Origin of the sequence: Halovivax ruber XH-70, assembly GCF_000328525.1 — an archaeon.
GTDB classification, from domain to species: Archaea; Halobacteriota; Halobacteria; order Halobacteriales; family Natrialbaceae; genus Halovivax; species Halovivax ruber.
Map to the genome: position 1 here is coordinate 110,703 of NC_019964.1, position 24,634 is coordinate 135,336.

Consider the following 24,634-nt stretch of genomic DNA (forward strand, 5'->3'; position numbering starts at 1 on the left):
GCGTCGTCTGCCGACGCACCCGAGGGAGGTTTCGATCCGATCAGGCGGCTTCGACGCGCCACGTGGTCGCGCTCGTGTAGGACCACTTCTCGACTTCGAGGTCGTCCGCGGAGTCCGCGAGAGAGACCATGAGCGCGCCGATCTCTTTCGGGGAGAGCCCGACGTCGTCGGCGATGAACTTCCCTTTGAAGTACATCTCGCCATCTTCCGCTCGTTCGCGCAGGTACTGCTTCAGGCGGCGACGCTTGGTGTCGGTGGAGGGTGATGCAGTCGTGCTCATCGTCATCTGACCCAACCGGCCGGGACCTGTTATAAAGGATGGTTACTTTGGCACGTTTCGTGTTCGTTCACGATACTGGCTGGTAATGAACGAATAGCTGGCGTTTCACCGACTTTTCACGAGTGCCTCAGAAACGCTTAGACGTTTTAGAACCGCTTCTTATCTTTTATCCGCCTGCGCCATTTCGGCCGGTAGTGTAGATAGATAGTAGTCAAATAAACTGGGGTTTTCTCGATACCTGAATACTTTCGGGCCGTTCGCGGCTGTGCTCTGGTGCCCGTTGAACGAACGGAATCTCAGGGCGAAACCGGCTGGCGAACACGTATTACTGCTGGTTTGGCCGGTCGCTGGGCCCGTAGTAGTGCTCACGGGTGTGCCAATTGATGACAACGGTAAGAATGGAGATCGGAGAAGCGTATGGCAGCTGACGGCGCTCGATCTCGGTAGTCGGCGGGTGCGCAGCAGGTCGCGGGGAAACCGGCGATTCGGGGGCTATCGCCTATGAGTAGGTTTGCCCGTTAACCTCGATCTCGTTCCCGCTGCCGCCGAAGATAGCAACTGGGGCAGTGCCGTTGCCATCGGCGCTGTTGCCGGTTCCCTGCGTGTCGGTGGAACTGTCCAACTGATATCCGTGATTTCCGTTGTCGTTGGCGGTGTTCTTCGAGAGGACGTTCCCTTCGGAACTAAGGATGTTGATGCCGTCGTCGTCGTTGTCGTTGGCAGTGTTGCCCTTCACAGTGTTCCCGTCCGACTCCTGGAGGTTGATACCGTCCCGGTCGTTGTCGTTGGCCGTGTTGTTCTTGATCTTGTTCTTGTGGGAGTTGTCGAGGGTGATGCCGTCACTGTCGTCGCCATTGTCGTCGTCTCCGTTGTCGTTCGCGACGTTCCCCACGATCGTGTTCTTGTTGGAATCGTTGAGGTCGATGCCGTCGTCGTCGTTCTCGCTAGCCTCGGATTTCTTGACAGTGTTCTTGTACGAGTAGTCGAGGTCGATCCCGTCCGCGCCGTTGCCGGTCGCCTCGACCTTCGCGATCATATTCTTCTTCGAGGCGTCGAGGTCGACTCCATCGTCGCCGTTGTCGTTCGCGCGGATCTTCTTGAGAGCGTTTCCGCGGGACAACGTGAGCTGGACGCCATCGTCGTCGTTCTCCGTGGCGAGTACGTACGAGAGCGTGTTTTTCTTCGAGCCGAGCAGGTGGACACCGTCCCACCCGTTCATCCGGGCCTCGAGGCGCGAGATCTCGTTGCCCTTCGACAGAACGAGGGCCAACCCGATGTAGTCGTTGTCGTTCATCTCGTTCTTCTTGATGGTGTTCTCGTCGGACTTCCAGAGGAGGGTACCGATGGCGTTTCGCCAGGACCGGTTCTTGACGAGCGCGTTTCCATCCGCCTTCACGAACAGGAACCCGATGCCGTAATTGTCGGCCGGGTTGTTCCACTTGAGCGTGTTCCGGCTCGATTTGTGGAGGACGAAGCCGAGCCAGTTGTAACACGCGACGTTCGATTTCAGGTTACTCTTGTCGGACCGGTAGAGGTAGTACCCGGCGATCGCGTCGTCGACCCGGTTGTCGTAGATCGTCCCGCCTTTCGTGTGCATGAAGGCGATCCCGACGGTGCATCCCTCCACGTTGAGGTTCTTGACCGTCACGTTGGAGAGACGGTCCTTGGACTTGCCCTTCTTGCCGTCTTTCTTGCTATCGTCTTTCCCGTCCTTCTTGCCGTCTTTGTGGTGCTTTCCGTGGTGGTGTGGTCGAGCGAGGACGCCGATTCGACCCCACCTCCCTGGGCGCGGTCGCTCGCCGTTCACGCCGAGTGTGCCGTCAGTGAACGACTCGAGGTCGACCGCGTCCTCGAGTGAGCCATCGTCGAGCGACTCCAGATCGAACGAATCGTCGTCGAACGCGTCGACGTCGATCGAGGACGGGCCCATAGGCCCGTTCACACCTTCGTCGCAGTATATCGTGTGGCCCTGGCCGTCGAGTGTGACGTCACTCGCACGGATCTCGATGCAGGCGTGCGTGTGGTCGTGATGACCGCCGTGGTGACCGTGGTGACCACCGCAGCCGCAGTTGCCGTTGTTGTTATCGTCGTTATCGTTATTGCCGTTGTCGTCGTCCCAATCCAGATCGTCTTTCAGGACGTAGTGACCGGGCTCGTCGATGACGTAGCCGCAGTGGTCGATCACCGTGACGCCCTTCTTTTTCTTGTGCTCTTTCTCCTCGTCTTCGCCTGCGCTCACGGCGCCGGTGCCGAGCGCGGCGGCGCCAGTCGCAGCGGCGCTCCGAAGGTACCATCGTCGGCCAATTCGCGAATCGCCGGTGTCATCGTCTGACATGACGATTGAGGCAACCGTAACTGACTATATAGCTACGCAGTAGGTATAACAGAGCCGACTATTCGACGAACCGGTAAATACGCGAGTGACGGAGCGTACCGGATTCATTATCGTCAGCAACGTTGAAACGTGTATCTCGTACGTACGGCGGGCAGAATGGGCGGCTTACGGCCGATATCGGGGTGAATGGCCCGCCTACGACCCTCGTCGGTGTGGCCATTCGGCCGTATCCGGGGTGTACCGGCCGTTTGGGCGCCATTACCGGGGAAAATTAGCGACGATTCGGTCGATTCGTCCGGGAGATCGAGACCCGGCTGGATCCGGCTCGCTGACCACTCGCGTGCGAGACGCAGTCCCTTTCTGGTGTCCTCAGGGTCGTTCGTGCGCCCAGTACTCGTCGTCGACGGTAACTTCTTTCTTGAACAGCGCGACCTCGTCTTTGAGCCGGTCGATGCCGTCCTCGACGGTGCGAAACGCCGCTTGCCGATGGCCGGCGAGGACGACGACGAACACGATGTCTTCGCCCGCCGGGACGACGCCCGTTCGGTGGTGGCATTCGACCGCGAACACGCCGTCGCGCTCGGCGAGGTCGGTTTCGATCGCCGCCAGTTGCTCGTCGGCGAGTCCGTCGTACTTCTCGAACGCTAGGTACTCCGTTCGAACGTCGTCGGGATCGTCCTTCGCCCGCACGCGCCCGGTAAAGGTCGCAATCGCCCCTGCTCGATCGGCCTCGGGGGCGTCCGTGACCGTCTCGACGAGCGAAGCGAGCGTCTCGTACGGTTCACACTCGTGGAGTGCGTCGACGGTGGCCTCGATGTCGAGGTCACGTGGGTGCTCGACGATGGCGAGCGGATCGTCCACGGCCTCGGCCGGGCCGCCGATCACGACCTGTGGCTGGGTGAGTCGGTCGACGCCATCGACGATCGCGTAGTCGCAGTCGTTCGCGAGCCCGTCGAGTGCATCTCGAACGGACAGGCCAGTCCCCGTCGCCGCCCAGTCGCCGTCGGCCCCGAGCTCGTACGTGACGTCGCCGCCCTGGCGCTCCGGCCGGCTCGCTGCGCCGTCCGCGATCGTCGCGTCGTACCGGACGACACCGACCCGACCCGCCTGGCCGAGTCGATCGGCGACGCGATCGACCGCCTGGCTGCGGACGGCCGTCGGCGCGTCGCCGGTGATGCCGAGTACGTACATAGGTCTGTGGAGGCCGTCTCACTGTTTGTACCTGTCGTTGCCTGTGGTATCCGTCCACGTCGCTTTCGAAGGTGCCGTGGCAGTGGCTCACTGGGAAAAACTGGGTGAGAGGAGTAAGCCCCCTTCTGTTCGGCCCGGCATTTGGCTAAGCGTCCACACCGCCCGCGGCGATGCCGCGGCGTGCCGAACTACCAGCGGCGTGGACTTGCACCGGTGAGGATTCGCCGTTCCATCGATCCTCGGCCATCGGAAGCGCGGTTCTCGTGTCTGCGACACTCCGAACCGCGCCGTTCGGCGGCTCGTGCCGCCTCACATTCCGGCGATTCTCGGCTGATTGCCGAGAATCGCCCTCCCTCGGCGGGTCAACTCCCCTTCCTTTCGGTCGGGTTCGCTCGCCTCATCGGTCCGGCCGAGACGTGTCGTTTCTGTTCCAGAGCCGGCGGTCTCCCGCCCCGGACTTGCGTCCGGTCACCCGTTCGGCAGGTGGGGGGACTTTCCTCGCAGGCGTGGCCCGTCCCGGCGGGATGGACCACGTTGGCTGTGTAGCTCATCTCGGAGAGATGGGCCCGCTACTGACGCGCCAGGCCTCGCGGCGTGGTGCGACCGACGCGACGATCGTCGCGCTGTTGGCGTGACCGACGCTGGCTAACCAGGGCGTGGTCACGGTGCAGGGATGAGTCGTGGCTTCTGGGCGACCCACCCCCGTTCTCCGGGCATCCGGAGTCGTCGAGCGCCCTGTTGCCGGGGCACTCGTCGCGGCAGCCGGGCTCTCTCACCCGTTTCACGGTAGGAATCGCCCACATTTATGTCTCGCGGTCGTCACAGTCACGGGGCGTTCGAATGGAAGCGCTTTTGGGTGGTAATCCCCATGTACTCTTGTATGTCCCAGGGACAGGGTGTCGAACTCTCCTACGAGGACGGTGCTCGCGCGGTCGAACTCGCGCGCGAAGCCGTCGAGGCGTTCGTCCGACACGGGCAACGAGAACATCCGGGTAGCATGCGCGAGGCGTTCTACGAGCGAACGGGCGCGTTCGTCCGCCTCGAGTCGACCCGGGGCCGCGGTAGCCTCCGTGGCTGTGCCGGTGGCTACCGAACCGACGACCAGCTCGGCCACGTCATCGTCGATTCGGCGATCGGGGCCGCGAGCGAGAACTCCTGTGGCTCGGAGGTCACACCGACCGAACTCGACAATCTCACGGTCTCGGTCTGTGTGGTTCGGAACGTGATCCTGACCGACGACCCGCTGGCCGACATAGACCTCGGGGCCCACGGTGTCGCGATCGAGGGGCGCGGCCAGTCCGGCTGGCTCTACCCGACCGTCCCCGTCGAGAACGACTGGAGCGACCGCGAGTATCTGGACCGCACCTGCCGCAAGGCCGGCCTCCCGCCGACCGCCTGGCAGGACGACGACGTCGCCGTCACACTCTTCGAGGGACACGTCTTCCGCGAGCGCGCATCCGACGGCACGATCGAAGAACTGTAGTTCGACCCGAATACGCCGCTGTTTCTGGCTGCACCGCTGGTACCTACTTGATCCGAACTACGGGGAGTGCCAACGACCCCTCCGAGTGCGAGTGTTGCGTTCTATGCGTCCCCATCGCCGAACTTGACAGCCTCGGCGTCGGTCAGACACCGATCGGTGGCCTCGTCCAGCGTTGCCTCCCGCACGACCTCGCCGTCGCGGACGAGCGGTTCGAGGAGTGACTCGCCCTCGTCCGGCCCGTCGCCATCGGCGAGTGCGACGTGATGGCCGCCATCCGGCGTCCGGTAGACCTCCTTCACGCCGGAGAGCTTCCCGCGCTTGGAGACGGGTTCGCCGTCGATTGCAACGATGTCGAGGCTGAAGTCGAGCGGATCGGCGTTCGTGATCGCGCTCCCGACGCCGAAGCCGTCGGCGACGTCGCGCAGTTCGCGGAGCTGGGTGGGGCCGAGGCCGCCCGAGAGGAAGAGGTCGACGTCCTCGCGGCCGCGGGCGTCGAGTTCCCAGCGGACCTCGCGGACGATGTGGCGGAAGTCGCCGCGCCGGGAGCCGGTCGTGTCGAGGCGGACGCCGTCCAGGTCCTCGCCGAGTGTCTCGGCTGCGAGCAGCGTCTCCGCGACCTCGTCCCAGAAGGTGTCCGTCAGGGCGATTCGCGGGACGCGTTCGGGGACGGCCTCGTCGAACGCCCGCCAGGCGTCGGCCTGGTTCCCTTCGCCGAAGCAGAACATGAGCGCGTGGGGCATCGTCCCGCTCGCTTCGCGGTCGAGCAGGTCGCCCGCAGCGACGTGCGAGAAGCCGTCGAGGCCGGCCACGAGGGCGGCGCGTTCGACGACCGACGCCAGCGCGGGGTGGACGTGGCGGGCGCCGAACGAGAGGACGGTCGACTCCGGGGCGGCTCGTCGACACTCCAGGGCGGCCGTCGCGAACGCACTCGGCTGGGAGAGCAAGCCCAGCAGCGACGTCTCCAGTTCGGCGAACGCGCGGTAGTCACCCTCGATCCGCATGACTGGTCCACCGTCGAAGAGCTGGCCGTCGGCCAGCGCGTCGACGTCGACCGCGCGCTCCTCGAAGAGCCGCGCGACCTCGGCGACGCCGGTGAACACCTCGAACGAGCCCGTCGGGAACTGGTCGGCCGTTACCTCCGCGACGACGTGGGGGTTCTTCCCCGCGTGCGCGAGCGCCTCGTCCATCCGGCGGAAGTACGCGTCCGTGGCACGCCCATCCGCGATCGCGTCGGCTGGAATCGTGCCGAACGGTGTCGTCATAGCGGACCGTTCTCGCGCGGGCAATAAAGCGTATTCGTCCGCCGCTGGCGCCGTTCGTCCGTGAGCTACCGTCGGTGGCGGACTGCGACGGCGAGGAGCGTTCCGATCACGGCAGCCAGGACGCCGAACCCGGGAATCGGATCGCCCCCGGCGTCACCCCCGCCCGCTGCGCTGTCGTCACCCGATTCGCTTTCGCCGTCACTGGATTCGGACCCCTCGCCACCGAAGATGTTGTGGTCGATCGTGTGCGAGCCGTCGGGTGCCGTCCCCTCGCGGATCTCCGAGAGCTCCGCGGTCGAGGGGGCGCGGACGATCGTCACGGTGGAGCCGTCCTGCTCGATGGCGTAGGAGCCGGGATATGCTTCCTCGATCCGGAGCGTGTTCTGGACCCCGTCGACGGGTTCGGCGTCGTGAAGCGAGAGCAGATCGAGGTAGCCGTCACGGAACTCGCTGGCGTCGTCCGCGTCCGTCCACTCGGTTTGCCAGACGAAGCCGCTCTCCTCGACGGTCTCGGCGTCGGTCGTGTAGACGACCAGCTCCCCGCCAGCCCAGCCGTCCGAGATCGGCTGGTCGTACTGGATGTCACCGCTATACGTGAGGAATTCGTTCGAGGAGAGCACCGACGGTTCGCCGGTGACCGTCCCGTCGGCGAACATCGAGACGATCGTCCCTTCGCCCATCGTCAGGCGGGAGACCGTGTCGTTGATCGCGAGTGGTGACCACTTCTCGGTCGACCGATCCTCGATATCGAAGTCGATCGGTTCGCGGTCGGTGCCCGGGTGGATGATCTCCGAGGCGCTCGCCGGGATATCGTCCTCGTATCGTGCATCGACGGCCGCCCAGCCGCCCTCGTCGTAGACGTGCTCGACGAAGTCGGGCCCCTCGTCGTAGGGCATGAACATGGAGAAATACTGCCCCCAGGAGATCCCATCCTGATCCGGCTGGTCCGTCTCCGGCACGAGGCAGGTCCACTCGGCCTGACAGCGTTCCGCGTACTGTTGATCGACGAAGGAGGCATCGCCTTCGACCAGGCCGTTGACGGCTGCGTCTTTGTTCGTCGTCGACCGGTCGAAGTCTTCGAGGCCGAAGAGCTGGTCCTGCAGCGCGTGGACGAGCTCGTGTGCGAGCGTGTTTTCGTTCACTTCGACCGACTCGAGATCGTTCGAAACGAGGACGATCTGGTCGGTGCTCGGCTCGTAGTAGCCCGCGACGGAGCCCCCGTAGAGCTCCTTGTAGGCTTCGACGGCGTCGCGCTCTCGATCGACCATGAAGAGCGCCTCGTAGCGGACGTTCTCGAGCAGTTCGTCGCGTTCGGTGATGTTCCCGAAGAGGGCGCCGGTGTCGTTCTGGAACTCCTCGCGGGTGATGACGTCGACGTCGGGTGTCGTCTCGAACGTCCGCTCGCGAATCGTCTCGACGCGCGCCATCGATCGGTAGACGACCGCCTGGAGTTCGTCCTCGGGAACGTGGGCGCCGTCGCGGTCGTCGACGGGGAGGGAGTCGTCGTACCAGTAGCCGTCGACGTAGCCGATCGTCTCACTCGTCGTAGGATTTTCCGGTCGGTCGTCGGTCTGTGCGGCGATCGGTGGTGTCGCCGGCGCGGCCGTCTCGCTGGCGGCGGGCTGGAGCCCGTCAGGACTGGTGGCCGGCGACTCGTCGGTCACCGCCGTGGCCCCGGCCCCGGCGGCCGGCCCCACTGCAAGCGGGACGACCAGCATGACGGCGAGAAGCACGACGAAAACACGAGTGCGTGTCGGGAACATCGGTATCGATACACACGGTTCTGTCGGCGTCGGCTTAAGAATCTCGGTCGATCGACAGATCGCTAGACGACCGGCCAGCCGAGCAGGGAGTGCCAGACCGTTTAGATGGCGGCGAGGGAATGCGTAGACGTAACAGTCATTGAGTGGACACGCCTACACGCGCGTATGGAACTCGAACCGGACGAGACGGCGGTGATCGTCGTCGACATGCAGAACGACTTCGCCCACCCCGACGGCGCACTCTACGCGCCGGGCAGCGCCGACGTGATCGAACCGATCGCCTCGCTCGTCGAGCGAGCGGCGGACGCAGGCGCGTCGGTCGTCTTCACCCGGGACCTCCACCCGCCCGAACAGTTCGACGATGCGCACTACTACGACGAGTTCGATCAGTGGGGCGAGCACGTCGTCGAAGGCTCCTGGGGTGCCGAGTTCGTCGACGACCTCCCGACCGATCGGGTGGATCACGTCGTCGAGAAGCACACCTACGACGCCTTCCAGCGGACCGAACTCGAGAGCTGGCTCGCGGCTCGCGGCATCCGTGACCTGCTCTTCTGTGGCACGCTCGCGAACGTCTGCGTGCTCCACACGGCGGGGAGCGCCGGCCTGCGAGACTTCCGACCGATCCTCCTCGCGGACTGCATCGGCGCGATCGAGGACGAACACCACGAGTACGCCCTCGAGCACGCCGAGTGGCTCTTCGGGGAGGTCCACGGGAGCGACGAGTTCTCGTTCGCCTGAGGTCGCGGCTTCGATACTGGGCTGAACCGGAACCGTTATTCTCGGCTCTGGAGAGTCTCGAACAATGACCGGAGCCACGGATCGCGTCGTCGACGAGGGTGAATCACTGCCGTTCACGGTCTCGGACTGCGCCGATCGGCCCGGGTACGATCGGATCCTCCTCGTCCGGCCGACGCACTTCGACGTCACGTACGAAATCAACCCGTACATGGGCGGCGACGTGGATCGAGAGCGAGCGATGGCGCAGTGGCGGGCGCTCCGGGACGCCTACGACCGCTACGCCGATGTCGCGGTCCTCGATCCCGACGACAGCTGGCGGCGCCTCGACGCCAGCGGCGGGGAGACGGCCGCGACGGCGGAACCCGCCCGGCCGACTGCCCACCCTGATCTCGTCTTCGCCGCGAATCTCGGCGTTCCGACCGCCGACGGTGATGGGTTCGTCCTCGCGTCGATGGCGACAGACGAGCGCCAGGGCGAACCCGCGTACCTCGAAACCTGGGCCACGGACGCGGGCTACGAGGTCTTCGACGCACCCGCCGACACGTTCGAGGGGACCGGTGACGCGCTCTGGCACCCCGGAGCCCGCCTCCTCTGGGGCGGCTACGGCGTTCGAACCGACCGGGCGGTCTACGACGAACTGGCCGCCCGACTCGATACGCCCGTTCTCGCGCTGGAACTCACCGACGACCGCTACTATCACCTGGACGTCTGCCTGACGCCGCTCGACGCCGCGACCGCGTTGATCCAGCCAGAAGCGTTCACGGCAGACGGTCTGGCGCGGCTCGACGAGGTGTTCGAGACGCTCCTCGAAATCCCCGTCGCGGAGTCCCACGAAGGGATGGCGGGCAACGCCCACTGCGTCGACGGCAAACACGTCCTCCTCCCGGCCGACAATCCGGAGACGGCGTCGATTCTGGCCGACGCGGGGTACGAACCCGTCCCGATCGAGACGGGCGAGTTCGAGAAGGCCGGCGGCTCCGTGTTCTGTCTCTCGCTCGAAGCCGGCACGCCGCGGTGAAGAACTGACGAACTCGATCGTCGCCTAATTGATCGTCGTTCGAACCGCCGTCTCACTCCCTGAAAATCCGGTAGGAGCCCTGCCCGGTCGCGACCTCGTGGGTCTCGCCGTCCGGCGTCGTGCTTTCGACGGTGATCTCGCTGACGCCGACCGTCGAACCGACGCGAATCACGTCGGCCGTGGCCGACAGGTCGCCCGTCGCGGGTCGCAGGTAGTTCACGTTCAGGTTGATCGTCGCCACACCGGTCTGGACGGGTCGGTCGAACCGCGTCCGCAGGACGAGCCCGCCCACGGTGTCGACCATCGTGGCCGCGACGCCTCCGTGGATGTCCGCTCGCCGTTCGGCCTGTCCCCCGTTCGGGCGACTGTTCGTCAACTTCTCGTCGTAGGGGACCCGGAGCGTCATCTGCCCGTCTTCGACGTGTTCGACGGTCATGCCAAGCCAGGAGAGAAACTCGTGCTGCTCGTCGATGTGGGCCTGCAACGTCTCCCGCATCGCGTCGTACTCGTCGCTCATACTCTCCTGTCCGTCGGGCGCACTCTTGGATTCTGCGTTTGTCCGATTCGACACGTTGAACGGCGTTTCATTGCCACACCGGCGCCACTCCGTCACTGGTGTGCGATCGAGACGCGGACTCGATCGCCGATCGCGAACGCCCGATCCGGACAGATCAGCTTCGCCCCGAATCCGTCGTCACGAGCGCAGGAAAGTGAGAGGCCGGTCACCGGCTCCCCGTCGACGAGCACCGTGGCATCACCCCAGTGGATCGTCCGCCCGTCGGCCCGGCCGATTGCGTCTCCGTTCAGTCGGACCGACTGCGCCGACCACTCGCCCTCCGGAGCGGGCTCGGCCCCTTGAGGGGACTCGTTCGTCGGTCGGCTTTCGTCGGTCCCGTGGAGGACGCCGCCCGTCTCGTAGTGTGGCAGGCCGCCGTCTAGTACGCCACCGTCGTCGGCCGCGATTCCGACCCACTCGTCGCCGGGAGACGGGTGGCCGGGCGCGTCGAGGATCGCGCAGGTCTCGCCGGTGGCGACGACGGTCCCCGTCCCGTCCCAGGCGAGCGGCCGGACGGCGACGCCGAGGTCGATCGGGAGCGAGCCCGATGCGCGGTGGAGGTTCTGTTTCGCCGTCCGGAATCCCACGTGAAGGTGGGTGCCGACCCAGGGGGCGAAGAAGCCGGCGCGGACGAGCGTGCCGAGGTCGTCGCCGATCGCGACCCGGTCGCCAGCTTCGACCGCCGGAGCGACGTGGAGGATTCGGGCGACGAGCCCGCGGAGGGGCGCCGGTGTCTCGACGTCCACGAGAAGTAGGTGGTCGTGGTCGGGTGCGTAGGGTTTTGGTGGGGCGCGAACCGTCCGCGTCTCGCGGACAGTCCCGCCGACGGGCGACGGCGCGGCGGTCGCGAGCCCGGCGTCGGGGTCGCTGTCGCCGGGGTAGAGGTCGATCGCGCAGCCCGCATCGTGGGCCGGATAGGGCGAGTTGTAGAGGGAGAACCGGCGGTACTGGTCGAGTACGTCGTCGCCGAGGGTGACACGATGCGTTCCGTCACCTGCTCCGGCTCCCGCTGGACCCCACTGGTGCTCACTGCCACCACCGTCGGTCATCGGCCGGACCTGCGAGTCGCGTAGGTTTACCTCGTTCGGGTTCGAACCGTCGACTGTGACGGTCTACGTCTATCGCGGGCGCGGCGAGACCATCGCCGCCGATCGCGAGGCGAGTCGGCGACTACTCGACCACGCGGCCGACGGTGATCGGGCGGTTCGCGTCTGGACGCCGCACCGACAGGTCGCGTTCGGGCGGCGAGACGCCAATCGGGACGGGTTCGAACGGGCCCGGCGCCTCGCCGCGGAACGGGGGTTCCAGCCGGTCGAGCGACGCGTCGGTGGCCGGGCGGTCGCCTACGACGGCGAGACGGCACTGGCGTTCGCTCGCGCCGAACCCGTCACCGACATCCGGTCCGGCATTCAGGACCGCTACGCGTCACTGACCGGGACTATCGTCGACGGCCTCGACGCGGCGGGCGTCACCGTCGTCGAGGGAGAACCGCCGAACTCGTTCTGTCCCGGGACGCACTCACTTCGGCTCCCCGACGGCGGGAAAGTCGTCGGCCTCGCCCAGCGCGTCACCGCTGACGGGGCGCTCGGGGCCGGGATCTGCCTCGTCGACAACGCCGGCCCCATCGCCGACGTGTTGCAGGCTGTCTACGAGGCACTCGACGTCCCGTTCGATCGGCACACGGTCGGGTGCGCTGGCGCGGCCGTGGTCGGTGGCGATGCGCACGCGACCGTCCGCACAGCGCTCGAAGAGGCCTTGTCCGCCCCCAGTGGCGCCGAACAGGGCGACCGAGATGGGCCCGACGTACGGGTTCGAACCGTTTAGTCAGCACCGAGACTGGCTGTCCGTTACTATCTGGTTGGACTGTCAGGCCCACCCGCCTGTTACCTTCTTTCGCCGCTGTCTGGCACTCTCCATTATGGTTTGCCCACCGGATGTTACTGACTCCTGTCCGTCATCGAACTCCTATCTGGCTCTGATTTATTAAATCAATGTCTTTATATTTCGCCAGTGGTTTTTGGACACTATCTGGATCGCATGAACACGAGTGAGGCTCCCGGGTGGATTCGTGGTCGTCGACGGACTGCCGGACGGCCCGCCGGTCGCGGGGTGGTCCGATGAACGCACTTCTCGGCCCGGTAAAGAAGGTCCTCGGCCGCGTCGTGTCACAGTGGCTCGCCCCGGTCTTTCCCGTCCTCGTCGTGGCCGTGTTCGCGGGGCTTCTCGCAGCGCTGCTCGCCGAACCGACGGGCCTCGTCGAGTACGTCCCGTCAGTTTCGCCCCCGCTCGTCGGATGGTACCTGAAGCCGACCACCGTCGTGTTCATCGTGGTGGCACTGCTCGGGCTGCTCGTCGGCGGGAGTGTCCTGCTCGTCCGTCGCCACCGTGCGGAGATCGCGACCTACTGGAACACTTACTCGGCGTGGGCACAGGCGGTGATCGTGGGCTGTCTCGTCGCGACGCTTCTCGCCGGCGCGCTACTCGTCGCGACCCACTTCGATCGCGTCCCGGCCTACACCGTCGTGCTCGGCTTTCTCGTCACCTGGCCGCTCTCCGCCGGACTCGTGTTGTTGTTCGATCGGCGGAGCAACGGCGACCAGTCTTCTGCCCTCTCGTCGGTAAAGACCGGCTACGTCCACACCCGCGGACTGGAGAGTCGGACGCTGTCGCTGATCGTCGGCTTCCTCGGTGCGATGGTCGGCGGTCTCTCGCTGTGGGCCGTCTGGACGTGGTACGCCGGGACAGCGTCCGTCACGATCACGGCGGTGCTCACTGCCTTCCTCGGAATCGCAATCACGCTCGCCGTCTACAACCGCTACGAGACGACGACCGTCGAGCGAACGGACATCACTATCGTCGCCGTTCGAACGCCCGACGGTCGACCCATACGCGAACTGACCATCAAGAACGAGTCGAGTACGTCGGTGGACCTCGCCCAGTCGCGGATCCGGGATACCTCCTTCGAACTCTACCGACTCGGTGTGGCGGTCACCCTTCGCCCCGGTGCGGTCTGTACGTTCGAGATCCCCGATTCATTCACGCTCGAACCCAACGACGAATCGATCGACCTGCCGCTCGGTTACAGCCTCAAACGAGGTGGTGAGACGCCGACGTTGTTCACCAAATCGGGCGACATTTTCGCGCTCGAACTGGCCGACGACGCCGTCGATGGGTCGCTCTCGAAGCCGGAGGCCACTTCGGCAACGAATCCGTCCGAAACGGAACTGGTTCCCCAGGAGTAACGCCGCTCACTCACGGTCGACATTCCGGTCTACATTTAGACGGATATCGTGGATATCACATAAACGACTCTGTGGGAAAATACTAACTTACCTCACGAGTAATAGGAAGGTACGCGCGAAGCCGGATCTCGCCCACCAATGACCTATCAGGACGACCGTATCACGGCCAGTCTGCCCCTGCGCGACGTCAGGTGCACCGTCACGAGCGACGGCTGTTCCATCTCGCGGTTCGATCGCGACGGTGGCGAGGCGTCCGACGCGGGGTCGCCGACGCCACCGATCGGCACAGCGGTGACGAGCGGACTGGGCTCTGTCGCCAGACGCCAGCGCTCGATCCAGACGACGGATCCGGATCGGCTCGCTGGCCGGTTCGTTCGGCGGATCGTTCGCCGCTGGTCGACGCTCGCACTCACCGTTCGCCGGCGGCGAGTCGACGGCCGAACGTCCGATGGCGACGTGGCTGCGTTCGACGGCAGCAACCCGAGTGGTGATCCACCGACGACTGTCGACGACGGACTGACGTGGCTGGATCCGTCCGGACCGACAGTCGAACGCCCGTCGACGGGTGGCTGGATCGACGGGACGACTCCCGATGCCGGCGGATCGACAGACGCAGCTCGGATTCGATCGTCTGTGCCAGCCCGTCGTGACCGAACAGCCGTCGCCGCTACGGACAGCGAAGAGCCGGTGGCCGATACCACAGAGTGGCCAGTCAGGACCCTATCCAGCGAACGCAGCACGTCGATCGCCGCTATCGATCCATCGGGCGAGTTCGAGACGACGTCCGCAACCGACTCACCGAGCACGACATCCCCATCGGCGAGACGGACGTTCGTTCGACGGGAGGGGCACACAGGAGTCGATACCGACGACGCAGCGTGGGTTCAGGAGCGGCCCGAGTCCGGTGTCCCGTCCACTGGCCGCCCCCGCGATGACGAACGCCGAGAACTGCAGTCGGACATCGCCGAGAGAACGGCCGCAGGGCCACGAATGTACACTCCCGAACCGGCGACTCGTCCGGCACGATCGGCTTCCGTCCCGACGGCGGAGCGACCTGGAGAACCGATGGGGCCGACGACGGGTCGTCACGGGGCCGACGGGTCGGCACCGGCTGCCGGGACGAGTGCTCGACGTGAATCACGCGTCGGTGCACAACCGATGGACGGCGAGCCAGTTCGCCCCGAATCGATCGCTGGAGCACAGCCCTCCCCCGACAGTGCAGTCGAGCCGTCGACGACTCGCTCCAGTGGCACTCGACAACCTGTCGACCGGTCTCTCGGCGACACTCACCCGCCGTCCGTTCCCACCGGGACGGTGGCTTCGACCGGCACGGAGCCACCCCTCCCGCTTTCGACGGCCGAATCCGATTCGACGGCTGGCGTGACTCGACTCGTTCAGGCCACGGCCGGCCGGGCCGACTGGCGCCCCGCCACACGTATCGCAACTGGCCGGTCCGAACCCAGCAGTGCCGTCTCGGTTGGGTCGGGTCGGCTGGGCGATGCCGGTGTGGTGGCCCCACGACCGACGGTCCTCGCTGTGTCGGCTCCGACCGGTGATCAGGTCGGTGAGTCCACTCACGGCGCGATTCCGGTCGACAGTGCGCGCCGGTCGCCGAACGAATTGGACCGCTCGACTGGCCGATCGGACCGTGTGGGTGACGAAGCGATGGGACCGATCGCCCATCGGCCGGCTACTGCCGGTCCGACGGTGACAACCGGGGTGGCCGGCCCGTATTCGGAGTCAGCGGCCAGGCTATGCTTGTCGTCCCGAGAAGGCGACGCTCCAGCTCGATCGACCACCACTGGAGTCGAGGCGACCCGAACTCCAGGTCAGCAGGGATCACCGACTGCAGCACTGGCAGCCGGCGGGACGACGCCGAGTCCGACTGACGGCGTCGAACCCGGTGGCGTCGACGGGCGAACGCCCGGGACCGTCGGTGCTGCCGTGCAGCGACGGGCCAGGCTGTTTTCGATGCCGCGTTCCCCATCCGCTGGGACGGCTTCCGACGCCGACGTCCGGGCTGCGGTACAAATCGACCCTCGGTCGTCGCTGGATATCGTGTCCGGGTCGCCGCCGGATATCGAGTCGGTCACGTCGACACGCGTGAGGCGACCGGTGCCCGGAACTGGTGCGGACCGAGCCGGAAGCGAGCGGTCCGCTCCCGAGTCGCCCACGGTGACGACCGTGCAGCCCGAAAACGCTCGCCACGCCCGGTCGGCGGAGCCGTTCGATCGGACACGGCCGAACGATGGGGCGAGCCGCCCGCAGGTGTCGAGTGACGCCGACTCGTCGTCTGCGACGGTCGCCCGGCCGCAGTCTCGTGGTTCTTACACCGTTTCTTCGCCAACTGGTGTCGGTGGTGCCTCAACTGGCGCAGGTGAAACGTCGACCGGTACGTCGGCGTCGATCGGTTCGTCGGTCTCGGCCGCTGTGACGGCCTCGTCCGATGTCGTGGAACCGCCACGACAGGCGCTACACGCTGTGCGTCCCTCGTCGGCCGGTTCGACGCCGATCACACGCTGGCGGCCAGACGGGGAGAATTCGCCGACCGCTCACCTGACCCAGGGCGTGTCTGTGCGTGCTGCCGATGCAGTCGTTCGACCGTCCGAAGCTGTGCCCGCTCGACCGGCCGACGCTGTGGGACCGTTGCGGCGACAAAACGACGCGGAGCCGGTTCGTCGTGACCGGGAACGGCCGTCGCGCCGGACGGTGCGAGTCCACGCTGACGGAGCGACCGACGAGTGTGGTGTCTCGACTGCGACTTCGACCGGCTCCAGCCGAACGGATCGAACCGGGGTGCCACTCGGCGGGGAGGGGAACCCTGACTCGGACGGAGTCGGGTTCCTCGCAGCGTCGAGCGCCCGCGACACTCCCACTCTCCGTACCGAAGACGCCCACCGTTCGAGTCCCGATGCCGCCGCTGTTTCCACTGTCGACGACACCCCTCTTTCAGGTACTGAGGACGGTTCGACCCAGGCTGTCGTCGGTGTCGATAGTCCGTCGTCCCGTCGGCGTGCTGCTGGCCAAAGACAGGTGGCCACGCGTGCGGCTGCACGCGAGCACCGGGGCGAACGTACCTCGCGAAACGTCGGTGCGGATCGATCACCGGTCCCATCGCGTGCCGATTGGGTCGGGGTCACCGGTGGGACTGGACTCGTTGGGTCGGTCCCGGCCCGTGCCGCATCGGTCGGCACTGGGTCGACTGTAGGTGGGCCGACGTCGCCCGAAGCAAATGCCAGCGGGGCAGGCAGTCGGGAGCCCGGCGAGGGGCTCCGCACCCGTTCGTTGACCCGGCGCGTGATCGATCGGACACAACCGCTCAGCGCTGTCAGTTTCGGTGGTCCTGCCGTCGATTCGACCGAGGGGGACGGCGATGTCGCGGCGGGACGGACGCCCACCGTCGCAGACCGCACGACTTCGTCGTCGGCGACAGCCGTCACGGACTCAGGTCCGATGACTGACTCACCAGTCGACCGATGCGGTCAGACCACGACCGGTTCGTCGCCGCCCGTCACTCCCGGGTCAGCTGATGTGTCCGCTGCACAGGCGGCCGATCGTTCCAGCACCCAACCCGCGCCGACTCGGACAGCCCACGCAGCTGGACCGGCCGAAGACACGAAAACAGATAGATATAAAATAACAGGAAAGAAACGAATATCTAACGGTGAACTGGATAACAATATGAAATCAGCCACTCGCGATGCGACGTTCGTCTATCGCCACACACCGTCACCGGCAGGGCAGGACGCCGGGCAGTCGGATTCGACTGTCCCTGCTGGTGCTTCCCGCCCCGCAGCGACTGCGGGGCTCGGCAGTGCGCGGACGGACGCGCCACAGGTGGCCGATTCCAGTACCACTCGATCGCGAGACGGCAGTGTGGGCGCTGGGTATTCGTCCGCCCGTTCGGCGGCCGATAGCCAGCGACCGAACCACCGGGCGACGCCAGGCACCCGGTCGAGTTCGTCATCGGCCGATGTGTCTCGATCTCGCCCGGAGACGAACCGGCGGACGGCGGCAAGCCGATCCCGCTCGCGGCCTGCCGATGACGAACCGGATCGACCGCATCCGACGCCGGCGTCGGCGCTCGACGATCTGCCGCCACGGACGGACACGAGCAGCTCGAACGAAACCCACGCTGTCGGTGGTGCGAGTGAAGCGGGAACTGGTGGGATCGACGGCAGTCCCCGGGGTGTGGACCGGCAGCGTGGTGTCGACGCCCCGCTCGACGATGCGATGCGATTCGACGCCGACGTCGACCGCGTCGTCGAGCGCCTGTACCGGAAACTCGAACGCAAACAGCGGATCGAACGCGAACGGAGGGGACTGTAGATGTCACGAAGCGGAACGCTAGAGAAGGCACAGATCATGATCGTCAACGGGAAACAGGGGGGCGAGACGATCGAGTGCTCGTTCAACCCGAACTCGTACACGATAGAAAAGAGCGTCAACTACGGAGAGATGAAGGCGACGGGATCGGGGGCGTCGATCATGCAGTTCGTCGACGGAAACGCCGAACGCCTCTCGATGGAGCTGTTTTTCGATACGACCGACGAGCTCGAGGCGGACGGTGCGACGGTCGACGTTCGCGAGCGGTATACCAAACACATCGACACGCTGCTGTCGGTCGACGGCGAACTCCACGCGCCGCCCGTCTGCCGGTTCGTCTGGGGCGACGGAATCACCTTTACGGCGCTGCTCGAACGGGCGAACAAGCAGTTCACGAAGTTTCTGCCGAGCGGTGTTCCGATTCGGGCACGCGTCTCGGTCGTCTTCACGGAGTACAAGACGGCCGATTACCACAAGTCGGAGGTTTCGCCCGAGTCGACGGACAAGACCAAGGTCTGGACGGTGACGGAGGGCGATACGCTCTGGTTGATCGCCTCGGAGGAGTACGGCGACCCCTCCCACTGGCGGACGATCGCCGAGAAGAACGACATCGAGAACCCGCGGGCGATCGCGGCGGGTGAGCGACTCGAACTGCCGCCGCTGTAATCGAGCGACGTCACATGAGTACGATAGACAACCACCCACGATACTCGCCCCGCTTCACCGTCGACGTCGGCGGCCAGACGTTTCAGGAACCAGGCGGCCGAATCGTCGACCTCGTCGTCGAGACCTCTTTCGAGGGTGCCGATCGGTTTTCGTTCACCCTGAACTATCCGTTCGACGAGGAACTCGACGAATTCGCGGGGCTGAACTGGGACGCGTTTGCCATCGGGACGGACGTCGACATCTCGATGGGCTACGGAGCCGACGGCCAGCTCACGCCGCTACTGTCGGGCAAGATCCAGTCGGTTTCGGGGGAGTTCACGCTCGATCGCGGCCCGTCGGTACAGCTCTCGGGGTACGGACTGCTCTGGGAGCCGATGCAGGGGACGCGATCCGACTCGTGGTCGGAGACGACGGTGGGCGAAGCCGTCGAAGACGTCCTCTCGTCGTACGCGTTCTCCTCGATCGACGTCCAGCGTGCCGATATCAAGCGTGAGAAACTCATTCAGGACGGGAAGACCGACTACCGTTTCATCCAGGATCTGGCAGCGACTTACGGCTTCGAATTTTACGCGACGCGCGAGACGGTTCGGTTCGTCCCGCGATCGAGCGCCGTCGACGACGACCCGGTCGTCGAACTCTGGTACGGAGAGGCGCTGCACGACTTCTTCGGCGAGTGCACGCAGCAGAAACAGGACTACCGGGTCGAGGTCCGGTCGTGGGACGTCGGGAAGCGCGAGGAGATCACGGCGACCGCAGGCAGTGCGAGTGCGGCTCACAAAGAGGTGTTCAGAGTACCAGCCATGTCACGAGACGAGGCCAAACGCATCGCGACGACGAAGCACAACCAGTACGCAGACGGGATCGTCACCGGCCACGGCGAGGCAGATGGCATTCCCGAGATTCGGGCCGGGGAGACGATCGAACTGGCCGAACTCGGCTCCCGATTCTCCGGGCGATACCACGTGACCAAGGCGACCCATCGGATGGGTGCCTCGGGCTACCGGACGTCGTTCGAGGTCGTGGAGGTGCCGGCATGACGCGCGCAGGGGTTTTCGACGGCGAGACCTCCGATGGTGGCATTCAGGGCGTCGTCGTCGGCATCGTCACCGACAACGAGGACCCGAAGGACCTCGGTCGAGTCAAGCTCAAGTTTCCGTGGCGTGACGCCGACGACGAGAGCTACTGGGCGCGGATCGCGACGACGATGACCGGGGACGGCTACGGCTCGTACTTCCTCCCGGAGGTCGACGACGAGGTGCTCGTCGCGTTCGAGAACGGTGACATTCACACGCCGTTCGTCGTCGGTTCGCTCTGGAACGGCAAGCAAAAGCCACCGCAGACGAACACCGAGGGGAAAAACGAGGTTCGCGAGATCCGGTCACGGAGCGACCACGCCATCACCTTCGACGACGCCGACGAGGGATCGATCACGATCGAGACGAGCGGCGGGCACGAGATCCGCATCGACGATTCGAGCGGGTCGGAGACGATATCGATCAGCGACGAGACGGGCGATAACGCCATCACGCTCGACTCCTCGGGCGGCAGTGTCTCCATCGAGGCGGCGAAAGAACTCGACCTGAAAGCGCCTACAATCACGGTCAATGGGAAGAAGAAGCTGAAGCTCTCCGGCGGCACCGCCGTCGACGTCTCGAGCAAGAACAAGGTCTCGCTCTCGAGTAACGCGCAGGTCGCGATCTCGTCGTCCGGCCTGATGAAGATCGATTCGACGGGCCCGATGACGCTCAAAGGGGCCCTGATCCAGCTCAACTGAGGAGATATCTATGAAACCAGCAGCCAGACTCGGCGACCAGACCGCACACGGAACGCCACTGACCGGTACCGCCAGTCCGAACGTCCTGATCGGCAAAAAGCCCGCGTGGCGCGCGCTCGGCGACGTCCACACCTGTCCGTTGACGACGGGTGTGGTCCCTCACGTGGGCGGGCCCGTCGTCGCGGGGAGTACGTCCGTCCTGATCAACAAGCTCCCCGCCGCCCGGATGGGTGATACGATCGTCGAGAGCGGGCCGCCGAACACGATCGCGGCCGGCTGTCCCAGCGTCCTCATCGGCTAACCATGGCTGACGAATTCCTCGGCTCCGGCTGGCGGTACCCGGTTCGACCGGACCATCGTGGCGATCTCGCCCTCTCGTCCGGTGAGGACGACATTCAGGAGGCGATTCGGCTCATCCTGGGGACGGCGAAAGGTGAGCGCCTCATGCGTCCGGAGTTCGGCTGTGACATCCACGATCACGTCTACTCGTCGGCGTCGCCGGCGACGCTGAATCTGATCGAGAACTCCGTTCACGAGTCGCTGGTTCGCTGGGAGCCGCGGATCGACGTCGAGACCGTCTCGGCGCGGACCGACGCGGACGAGCCCAATCGGGTCCTGATCGAGATCGACTACCGGGTTCGGACGACGAACAGTCTCGCGAACATGGTCTACCCGTTCCACATCACCGAAGGCGATGGGTGAGCACGCGTGAGTCAGGGACCACGACTGGGTGATCGCGACCAGGAGGCAGTGTTCGAGACGTTACTCGAGCGTGCCGACGCCTATACGGAGGCGTGGGACCCACGGACGCCCGATGCCGGCCGGGCACTGGTGCGGATCTTCTCGCAGTTCGAGGCGGATCTCCGGACCAGGCTGGCAGAGGTACCCGAGAAACACCGACTCGCGTTCCTCGACGCACTCGATTTCGACCGGCGGCCGCCCCAGGCCGCACGCGTCCCCCTCACGTTTCGGGTATCGACCGATCTGGATCGGAACGTGGCGATTCCGGCGGGGACGCAGGCGGTCGCCGAGACGGGATCGGGGGAGCCGCAGGTGTTCGAACTGCCACAGGAGGGCGGCTTCGAGGCGACCGGCGCGAGGCTCGCCGACCTCGTCGCCGTCGACCCCTCGACGGATCGGATCGTCGCACACGACGAACTCGTCGACGGTGACGGGCCCGTTACGCTCTTCGACGGTGAAAATCGGCAGGCGCACGTCCTCTATCTCGGGAGCGACGCTGCGCTCACGCTCGATGCGGGCTCGTCGTTCACCCTCTCGCTGACGGCCGTGGACGACGCCGATCGGGTGTTCGACGCAGTCGAGTGGGAGTACTACGGCGTCGATCCCGACGGCGACGAGGGCTGGCACCCGCTCACCGAGTCCACGGAGGGCGAGTGGGCCGACGAGGACGTCGGTGTCGAACGCTTACAGGAGCGACTCCAGTCTCGATCGGCGACGAGTGACCGGTTCGAGGCGACCGACAGCCGCCACGCCGCTCGGACCTTTCGGTTGCCGGGGTCGACCGTCGAGCACACCGTCGCCGGAACCACGAGTCGGTGGATTCGCTGTCGCCGGCGTGAGGCGTCGCGATCGCTCTCGGCGACGATTCGATCGCTTGCGATCCACGTTGGCTGTCCCGACGGGCGCGAACCGGATCAGTTGCTGTCGAACGACGTGCCGCTGTCGCCGGCGGAGACGCTTCGGCCGTTCGGACGGATGCCCCATCCGCCGGCGACGTTCTACGTCTCGTGTGAAGAAGCGTTCACGAAACCCGGCGGTGTCGTCGAACTCGAGTTCGTCCCACCGTCAGCTGGTGACGACGCTACGTCGGCGACCGATGTGACCGAAGCCGACAACGACACCGGGCTGGTAGCCGGCGGTGTCGTCGTCGGACCGCCACACCTCTCCTGGGAGTACTGGAACGGCGACGGCTGGACGCGACTCACGTCGGTGACCGACGAGACGGACGCGCTGACGACGGGCGGACGCGTCAGTTTCGACGTGCCCGACGATATCGAGCCGACGACCGTCTCGGGCCACGAGAACGTCTGGATACGTAGCCGGCTCGTCAGCGGTTCGTACGGCCACCCGCAGTTCGACGTCACCGACGACGGCGAGCGCGGACGGCGTGTTTCCGACGCGGACGAGCCGGTCTTCGAGGAACTGGTGGTCCACTACGACCGCGGCGAGCGCCCGTTCGAGGCGGTGTTTCGACACAACAACGCCTCGTACAGCGAGGACCTCGCGTCCCGCGACGACTCGTTCGCCGCCTTCCGTGATCTGGCCGACGAGACGCAGACGGTCTACGTCGGCTTCGACGAACCGCTGCGAGACGGCCCGCTGTCGCTGTTCGTCCCGGTCGAGGACGCGCCGTACCCGCCCTCGTTCGACACTGCCGTCCAGTGGGAGTACTGTCCCGACCCGGCCAGTGGCGAGTGGGAACCGCTCGACGTCGTCGATCGGACCGCCGGTCTCACCGAGCGCGGGATGGTCACGTTCACGCTTCCGACGCCGACCCGGCCGCTGTCACTGTTCGGCCGGGAGCGCCACTGGATCCGCGCTCGCGTGACCAAAGACGAGTTCGACCTCGCGGCCGCGTCGATGGCGACCGCCTCGACGTCGCCGGCTTCCGACGAGGTAACGGCGACATTGGATCGGACGGCACCGCCGCCCGTTCTCGACGGCCTCTACAGCAACACGGGGTGGGCCTACAACACGACGACGATCGAAGACGAAATTCTCGGTTCGAGCGACGGCTCGCACGAGCAGTCCTTCGGGTGCTCGCACGCGCCGCTGATCGACGTCGACGTGTGGGTGGACGAACGCGCGACGCTTTCGGCCGGAGAGCGCCGGCGGTTGCGCGAGACACGCCCAGCCGACGTCGATCCCGAGTACGACGCACGGGGAGAGTGCAGCGCGTTCTGGGTTCGCTGGCAGGCCGTCGAGGACTTCCTCGATTCGGGGCCGATGGACCGTCACTACGTCCCCAATCGAACGCTCGGCGTGATCCAGTTTGGCGACGGTGACGCCGGTGCGATCCCGCCGAGTGGCACCGACAACGTCCGGGCGACGTTCACCACTGGCGGTGGCCGGGACGGGACCGTCGAGGCTGGTGCGGTGACGACGCTCAACAGTTCGATCGCCCTCGTCGAATCGGTCACGAATCCGATGGCGGCCGACGGTGGCGCCGACACCGAGTCGACGGCGACGCTCGTCTCCCGGGCGACGAACCGCCTCAAACATCGCGGGCGCGCCGTCACGCCGAGCGATTACGAGCAGGTGGCGATGGCGACGTTCCCGGAGCTCGCGGTCGTCTCGTGTGATCCGTCGCTCGATCGCCGGGCGGGCGAGTCCCGGGTGACGGTCCTGATCGTCCCGCAGACCGAGCGGGAGAAGCCGGTCCCCTCCGTCGCACTCAAACACCGCGTTCGCGAGGCACTCTACGACCGAGCGCCGGCGTCTGTCGCGGCTGACGACGGGGCCGATATCGTCGTTCGTGGACCGGGCTACTGCGAGGTGTCGGTCGAGGCGACGGTCCGGGCGACGGGCGTCAAGAGCGTCTCACAGCTCAAGCGAACGATCTCGTCACGACTCGACGCCTACCTGCACCCGCTGTCGGGCAACGACGGCCAGGGATGGCCGTTCGGCGAGTTACCGGAGCCACAGGTACTCGCCGACATCGTGGCCGACGTGGACGCTGTCGCGGACGTCCTCGCGTTCGACGTGACGCTCTCCGGGCCCGGCGACAGTCGGACCCTCTCGCGGCACGACGAGCACCGCCCGCTTCCCCGGGATACGCTTCCGTGCAGTGGGTCCCACGACCTGACGGTCACGATGGAGGTGGACCGATGAGCGACCGCTCGCTCGCTCACCGAGGGCGACGACTGTCGGCGTCGGTGGCCGATGACGTGCCGTCAGTACCGATTGCCACCGGCGTGCCGTCGGTGTCGATAGTCGCCGACGTATCGGCGTGTTGTCGACACCCGCCGGCACCGCACCG

General features: G+C 65.9%; 19 protein-coding genes and 1 other RNA gene. 12 read left to right on the forward strand and 8 right to left on the reverse strand.

Features of this window, described 5'->3' with window-relative positions:
* Positions 1-40: 40 nt before the first annotated feature.
* The 4 genes from HALRU_RS00545 to rnpB all read right to left on the reverse strand — a co-directional run bounded on the left by HALRU_RS00545 (position 41) and on the right by rnpB (position 4,360).
* The gene (locus HALRU_RS00545; RefSeq protein ID WP_015299471.1) at positions 41-286 is read right to left on the reverse strand and encodes a DUF7123 family protein; all 246 of its coding nucleotides are present in this window, start codon (positions 284-286) and stop codon (positions 41-43) included.
* Between the two features lie 493 nt (positions 287-779).
* A complete protein-coding gene (locus HALRU_RS00550) occupies positions 780-2,615 on the reverse strand; it encodes a NosD domain-containing protein (RefSeq protein ID WP_015299472.1) in 1,836 nt (611 codons plus the stop codon).
* A gap of 369 nt (positions 2,616-2,984) precedes the next feature.
* Positions 2,985-3,806, reverse strand: a complete 822-nt coding sequence (locus HALRU_RS00555; RefSeq protein WP_015299473.1) for a molybdopterin synthase — start codon at positions 3,804-3,806, stop codon at positions 2,985-2,987.
* Between the two features lie 106 nt (positions 3,807-3,912).
* An RNA gene (gene rnpB, locus HALRU_RS00560) (RNase P RNA component) lies at positions 3,913-4,360 on the reverse strand.
* A 326-nt stretch (positions 4,361-4,686) separates the two neighbouring features.
* Here rnpB and HALRU_RS00565 point away from each other — a divergent pair.
* Positions 4,687-5,289: a TIGR00296 family protein gene (locus HALRU_RS00565; protein ID WP_007701501.1), complete on the forward strand. Its 603-nt coding sequence runs from the start codon at positions 4,687-4,689 to the stop codon at positions 5,287-5,289.
* A 101-nt stretch (positions 5,290-5,390) separates the two neighbouring features.
* Here the strand turns inward: HALRU_RS00565 and HALRU_RS00570 are convergent, their stop codons facing one another.
* Positions 5,391-6,551, reverse strand: coding sequence for a nicotinate phosphoribosyltransferase (locus tag HALRU_RS00570; RefSeq protein WP_015299474.1), 1,161 nt, complete (start codon positions 6,549-6,551; stop codon positions 5,391-5,393).
* Between the two features lie 65 nt (positions 6,552-6,616).
* On the reverse strand, positions 6,617-8,284 hold the full coding sequence (locus HALRU_RS00575) for an Hvo_1808 family surface protein (RefSeq protein ID WP_148680371.1): 1,668 nt from the start codon (positions 8,282-8,284) through the stop codon (positions 6,617-6,619).
* 195 nt (positions 8,285-8,479) lie between these two features.
* Here HALRU_RS00575 and HALRU_RS00580 point away from each other — a divergent pair, with 195 nt between their 5' ends.
* Positions 8,480-9,052, forward strand: a complete 573-nt coding sequence (locus HALRU_RS00580) for a cysteine hydrolase family protein (protein WP_015299476.1) — start codon at positions 8,480-8,482, stop codon at positions 9,050-9,052.
* Between the two features lie 64 nt (positions 9,053-9,116).
* Entirely contained in the window at positions 9,117-10,070 is a 954-nt protein-coding gene (locus HALRU_RS00585) for a dimethylarginine dimethylaminohydrolase family protein (protein ID WP_015299477.1), read from the forward strand.
* Between the two features lie 52 nt (positions 10,071-10,122).
* Here HALRU_RS00585 and HALRU_RS00590 read toward each other — a convergent pair whose 3' ends face one another.
* Together HALRU_RS00590 and HALRU_RS00595 are read right to left on the reverse strand one after the other, a co-directional pair.
* On the reverse strand, positions 10,123-10,587 hold the full coding sequence (locus tag HALRU_RS00590) for a PaaI family thioesterase (protein ID WP_015299478.1): 465 nt from the start codon (positions 10,585-10,587) through the stop codon (positions 10,123-10,125).
* A gap of 92 nt (positions 10,588-10,679) precedes the next feature.
* Positions 10,680-11,675 (reverse strand): hypothetical protein, encoded by a 996-nt coding sequence (locus HALRU_RS00595; RefSeq protein ID WP_015299479.1) that lies wholly within the window; start codon positions 11,673-11,675, stop codon positions 10,680-10,682.
* A 55-nt stretch (positions 11,676-11,730) separates the two neighbouring features.
* On the opposite strand from HALRU_RS00595, the gene HALRU_RS00600 reads away from it, so the two are divergent.
* From HALRU_RS00600 to HALRU_RS00640, 9 genes are all read left to right on the forward strand, one after another.
* Positions 11,731-12,450, forward strand: coding sequence for a lipoyl protein ligase domain-containing protein (locus HALRU_RS00600; RefSeq protein ID WP_015299480.1), 720 nt, complete (start codon positions 11,731-11,733; stop codon positions 12,448-12,450).
* 293 nt (positions 12,451-12,743) lie between these two features.
* On the forward strand, positions 12,744-13,868 hold the full coding sequence (locus HALRU_RS00605) for a hypothetical protein (protein ID WP_015299481.1): 1,125 nt from the start codon (positions 12,744-12,746) through the stop codon (positions 13,866-13,868).
* Positions 13,869-17,549: 3,681 nt separating this feature from the next.
* The gene (locus HALRU_RS15895; RefSeq protein WP_245547756.1) at positions 17,550-18,197 is read left to right on the forward strand and encodes a hypothetical protein; all 648 of its coding nucleotides are present in this window, start codon (positions 17,550-17,552) and stop codon (positions 18,195-18,197) included.
* Entirely contained in the window at positions 18,198-18,860 is a 663-nt protein-coding gene (locus tag HALRU_RS00615) for a CIS tube protein (RefSeq protein WP_015299483.1), read from the forward strand.
* A 14-nt stretch (positions 18,861-18,874) separates the two neighbouring features.
* Positions 18,875-19,897 carry a phage late control D family protein gene (locus tag HALRU_RS00620; RefSeq protein ID WP_015299484.1) on the forward strand — a complete coding sequence of 341 codons (1,023 nt, stop codon included), beginning with the start codon at positions 18,875-18,877 and terminating at the stop codon, positions 19,895-19,897.
* Positions 19,894-20,634 carry a phage baseplate assembly protein V gene (locus HALRU_RS00625; RefSeq protein ID WP_015299485.1) on the forward strand — a complete coding sequence of 247 codons (741 nt, stop codon included), beginning with the start codon at positions 19,894-19,896 and terminating at the stop codon, positions 20,632-20,634. Before HALRU_RS00620 ends, HALRU_RS00625 begins: the two co-directional genes overlap by 4 nt.
* A 10-nt stretch (positions 20,635-20,644) precedes the next feature.
* Positions 20,645-20,935, forward strand: a complete 291-nt coding sequence (locus HALRU_RS00630) for a PAAR domain-containing protein (RefSeq protein WP_007701622.1) — start codon at positions 20,645-20,647, stop codon at positions 20,933-20,935.
* Between the two features lie 2 nt (positions 20,936-20,937).
* Positions 20,938-21,336 (forward strand): GPW/gp25 family protein, encoded by a 399-nt coding sequence (locus HALRU_RS00635; protein WP_015299486.1) that lies wholly within the window; start codon positions 20,938-20,940, stop codon positions 21,334-21,336.
* A 6-nt stretch (positions 21,337-21,342) separates the two neighbouring features.
* On the forward strand, positions 21,343-24,486 hold the full coding sequence (locus HALRU_RS00640) for a baseplate J/gp47 family protein (RefSeq protein ID WP_015299487.1): 3,144 nt from the start codon (positions 21,343-21,345) through the stop codon (positions 24,484-24,486).
* Positions 24,487-24,634 lie beyond the last annotated feature (148 nt).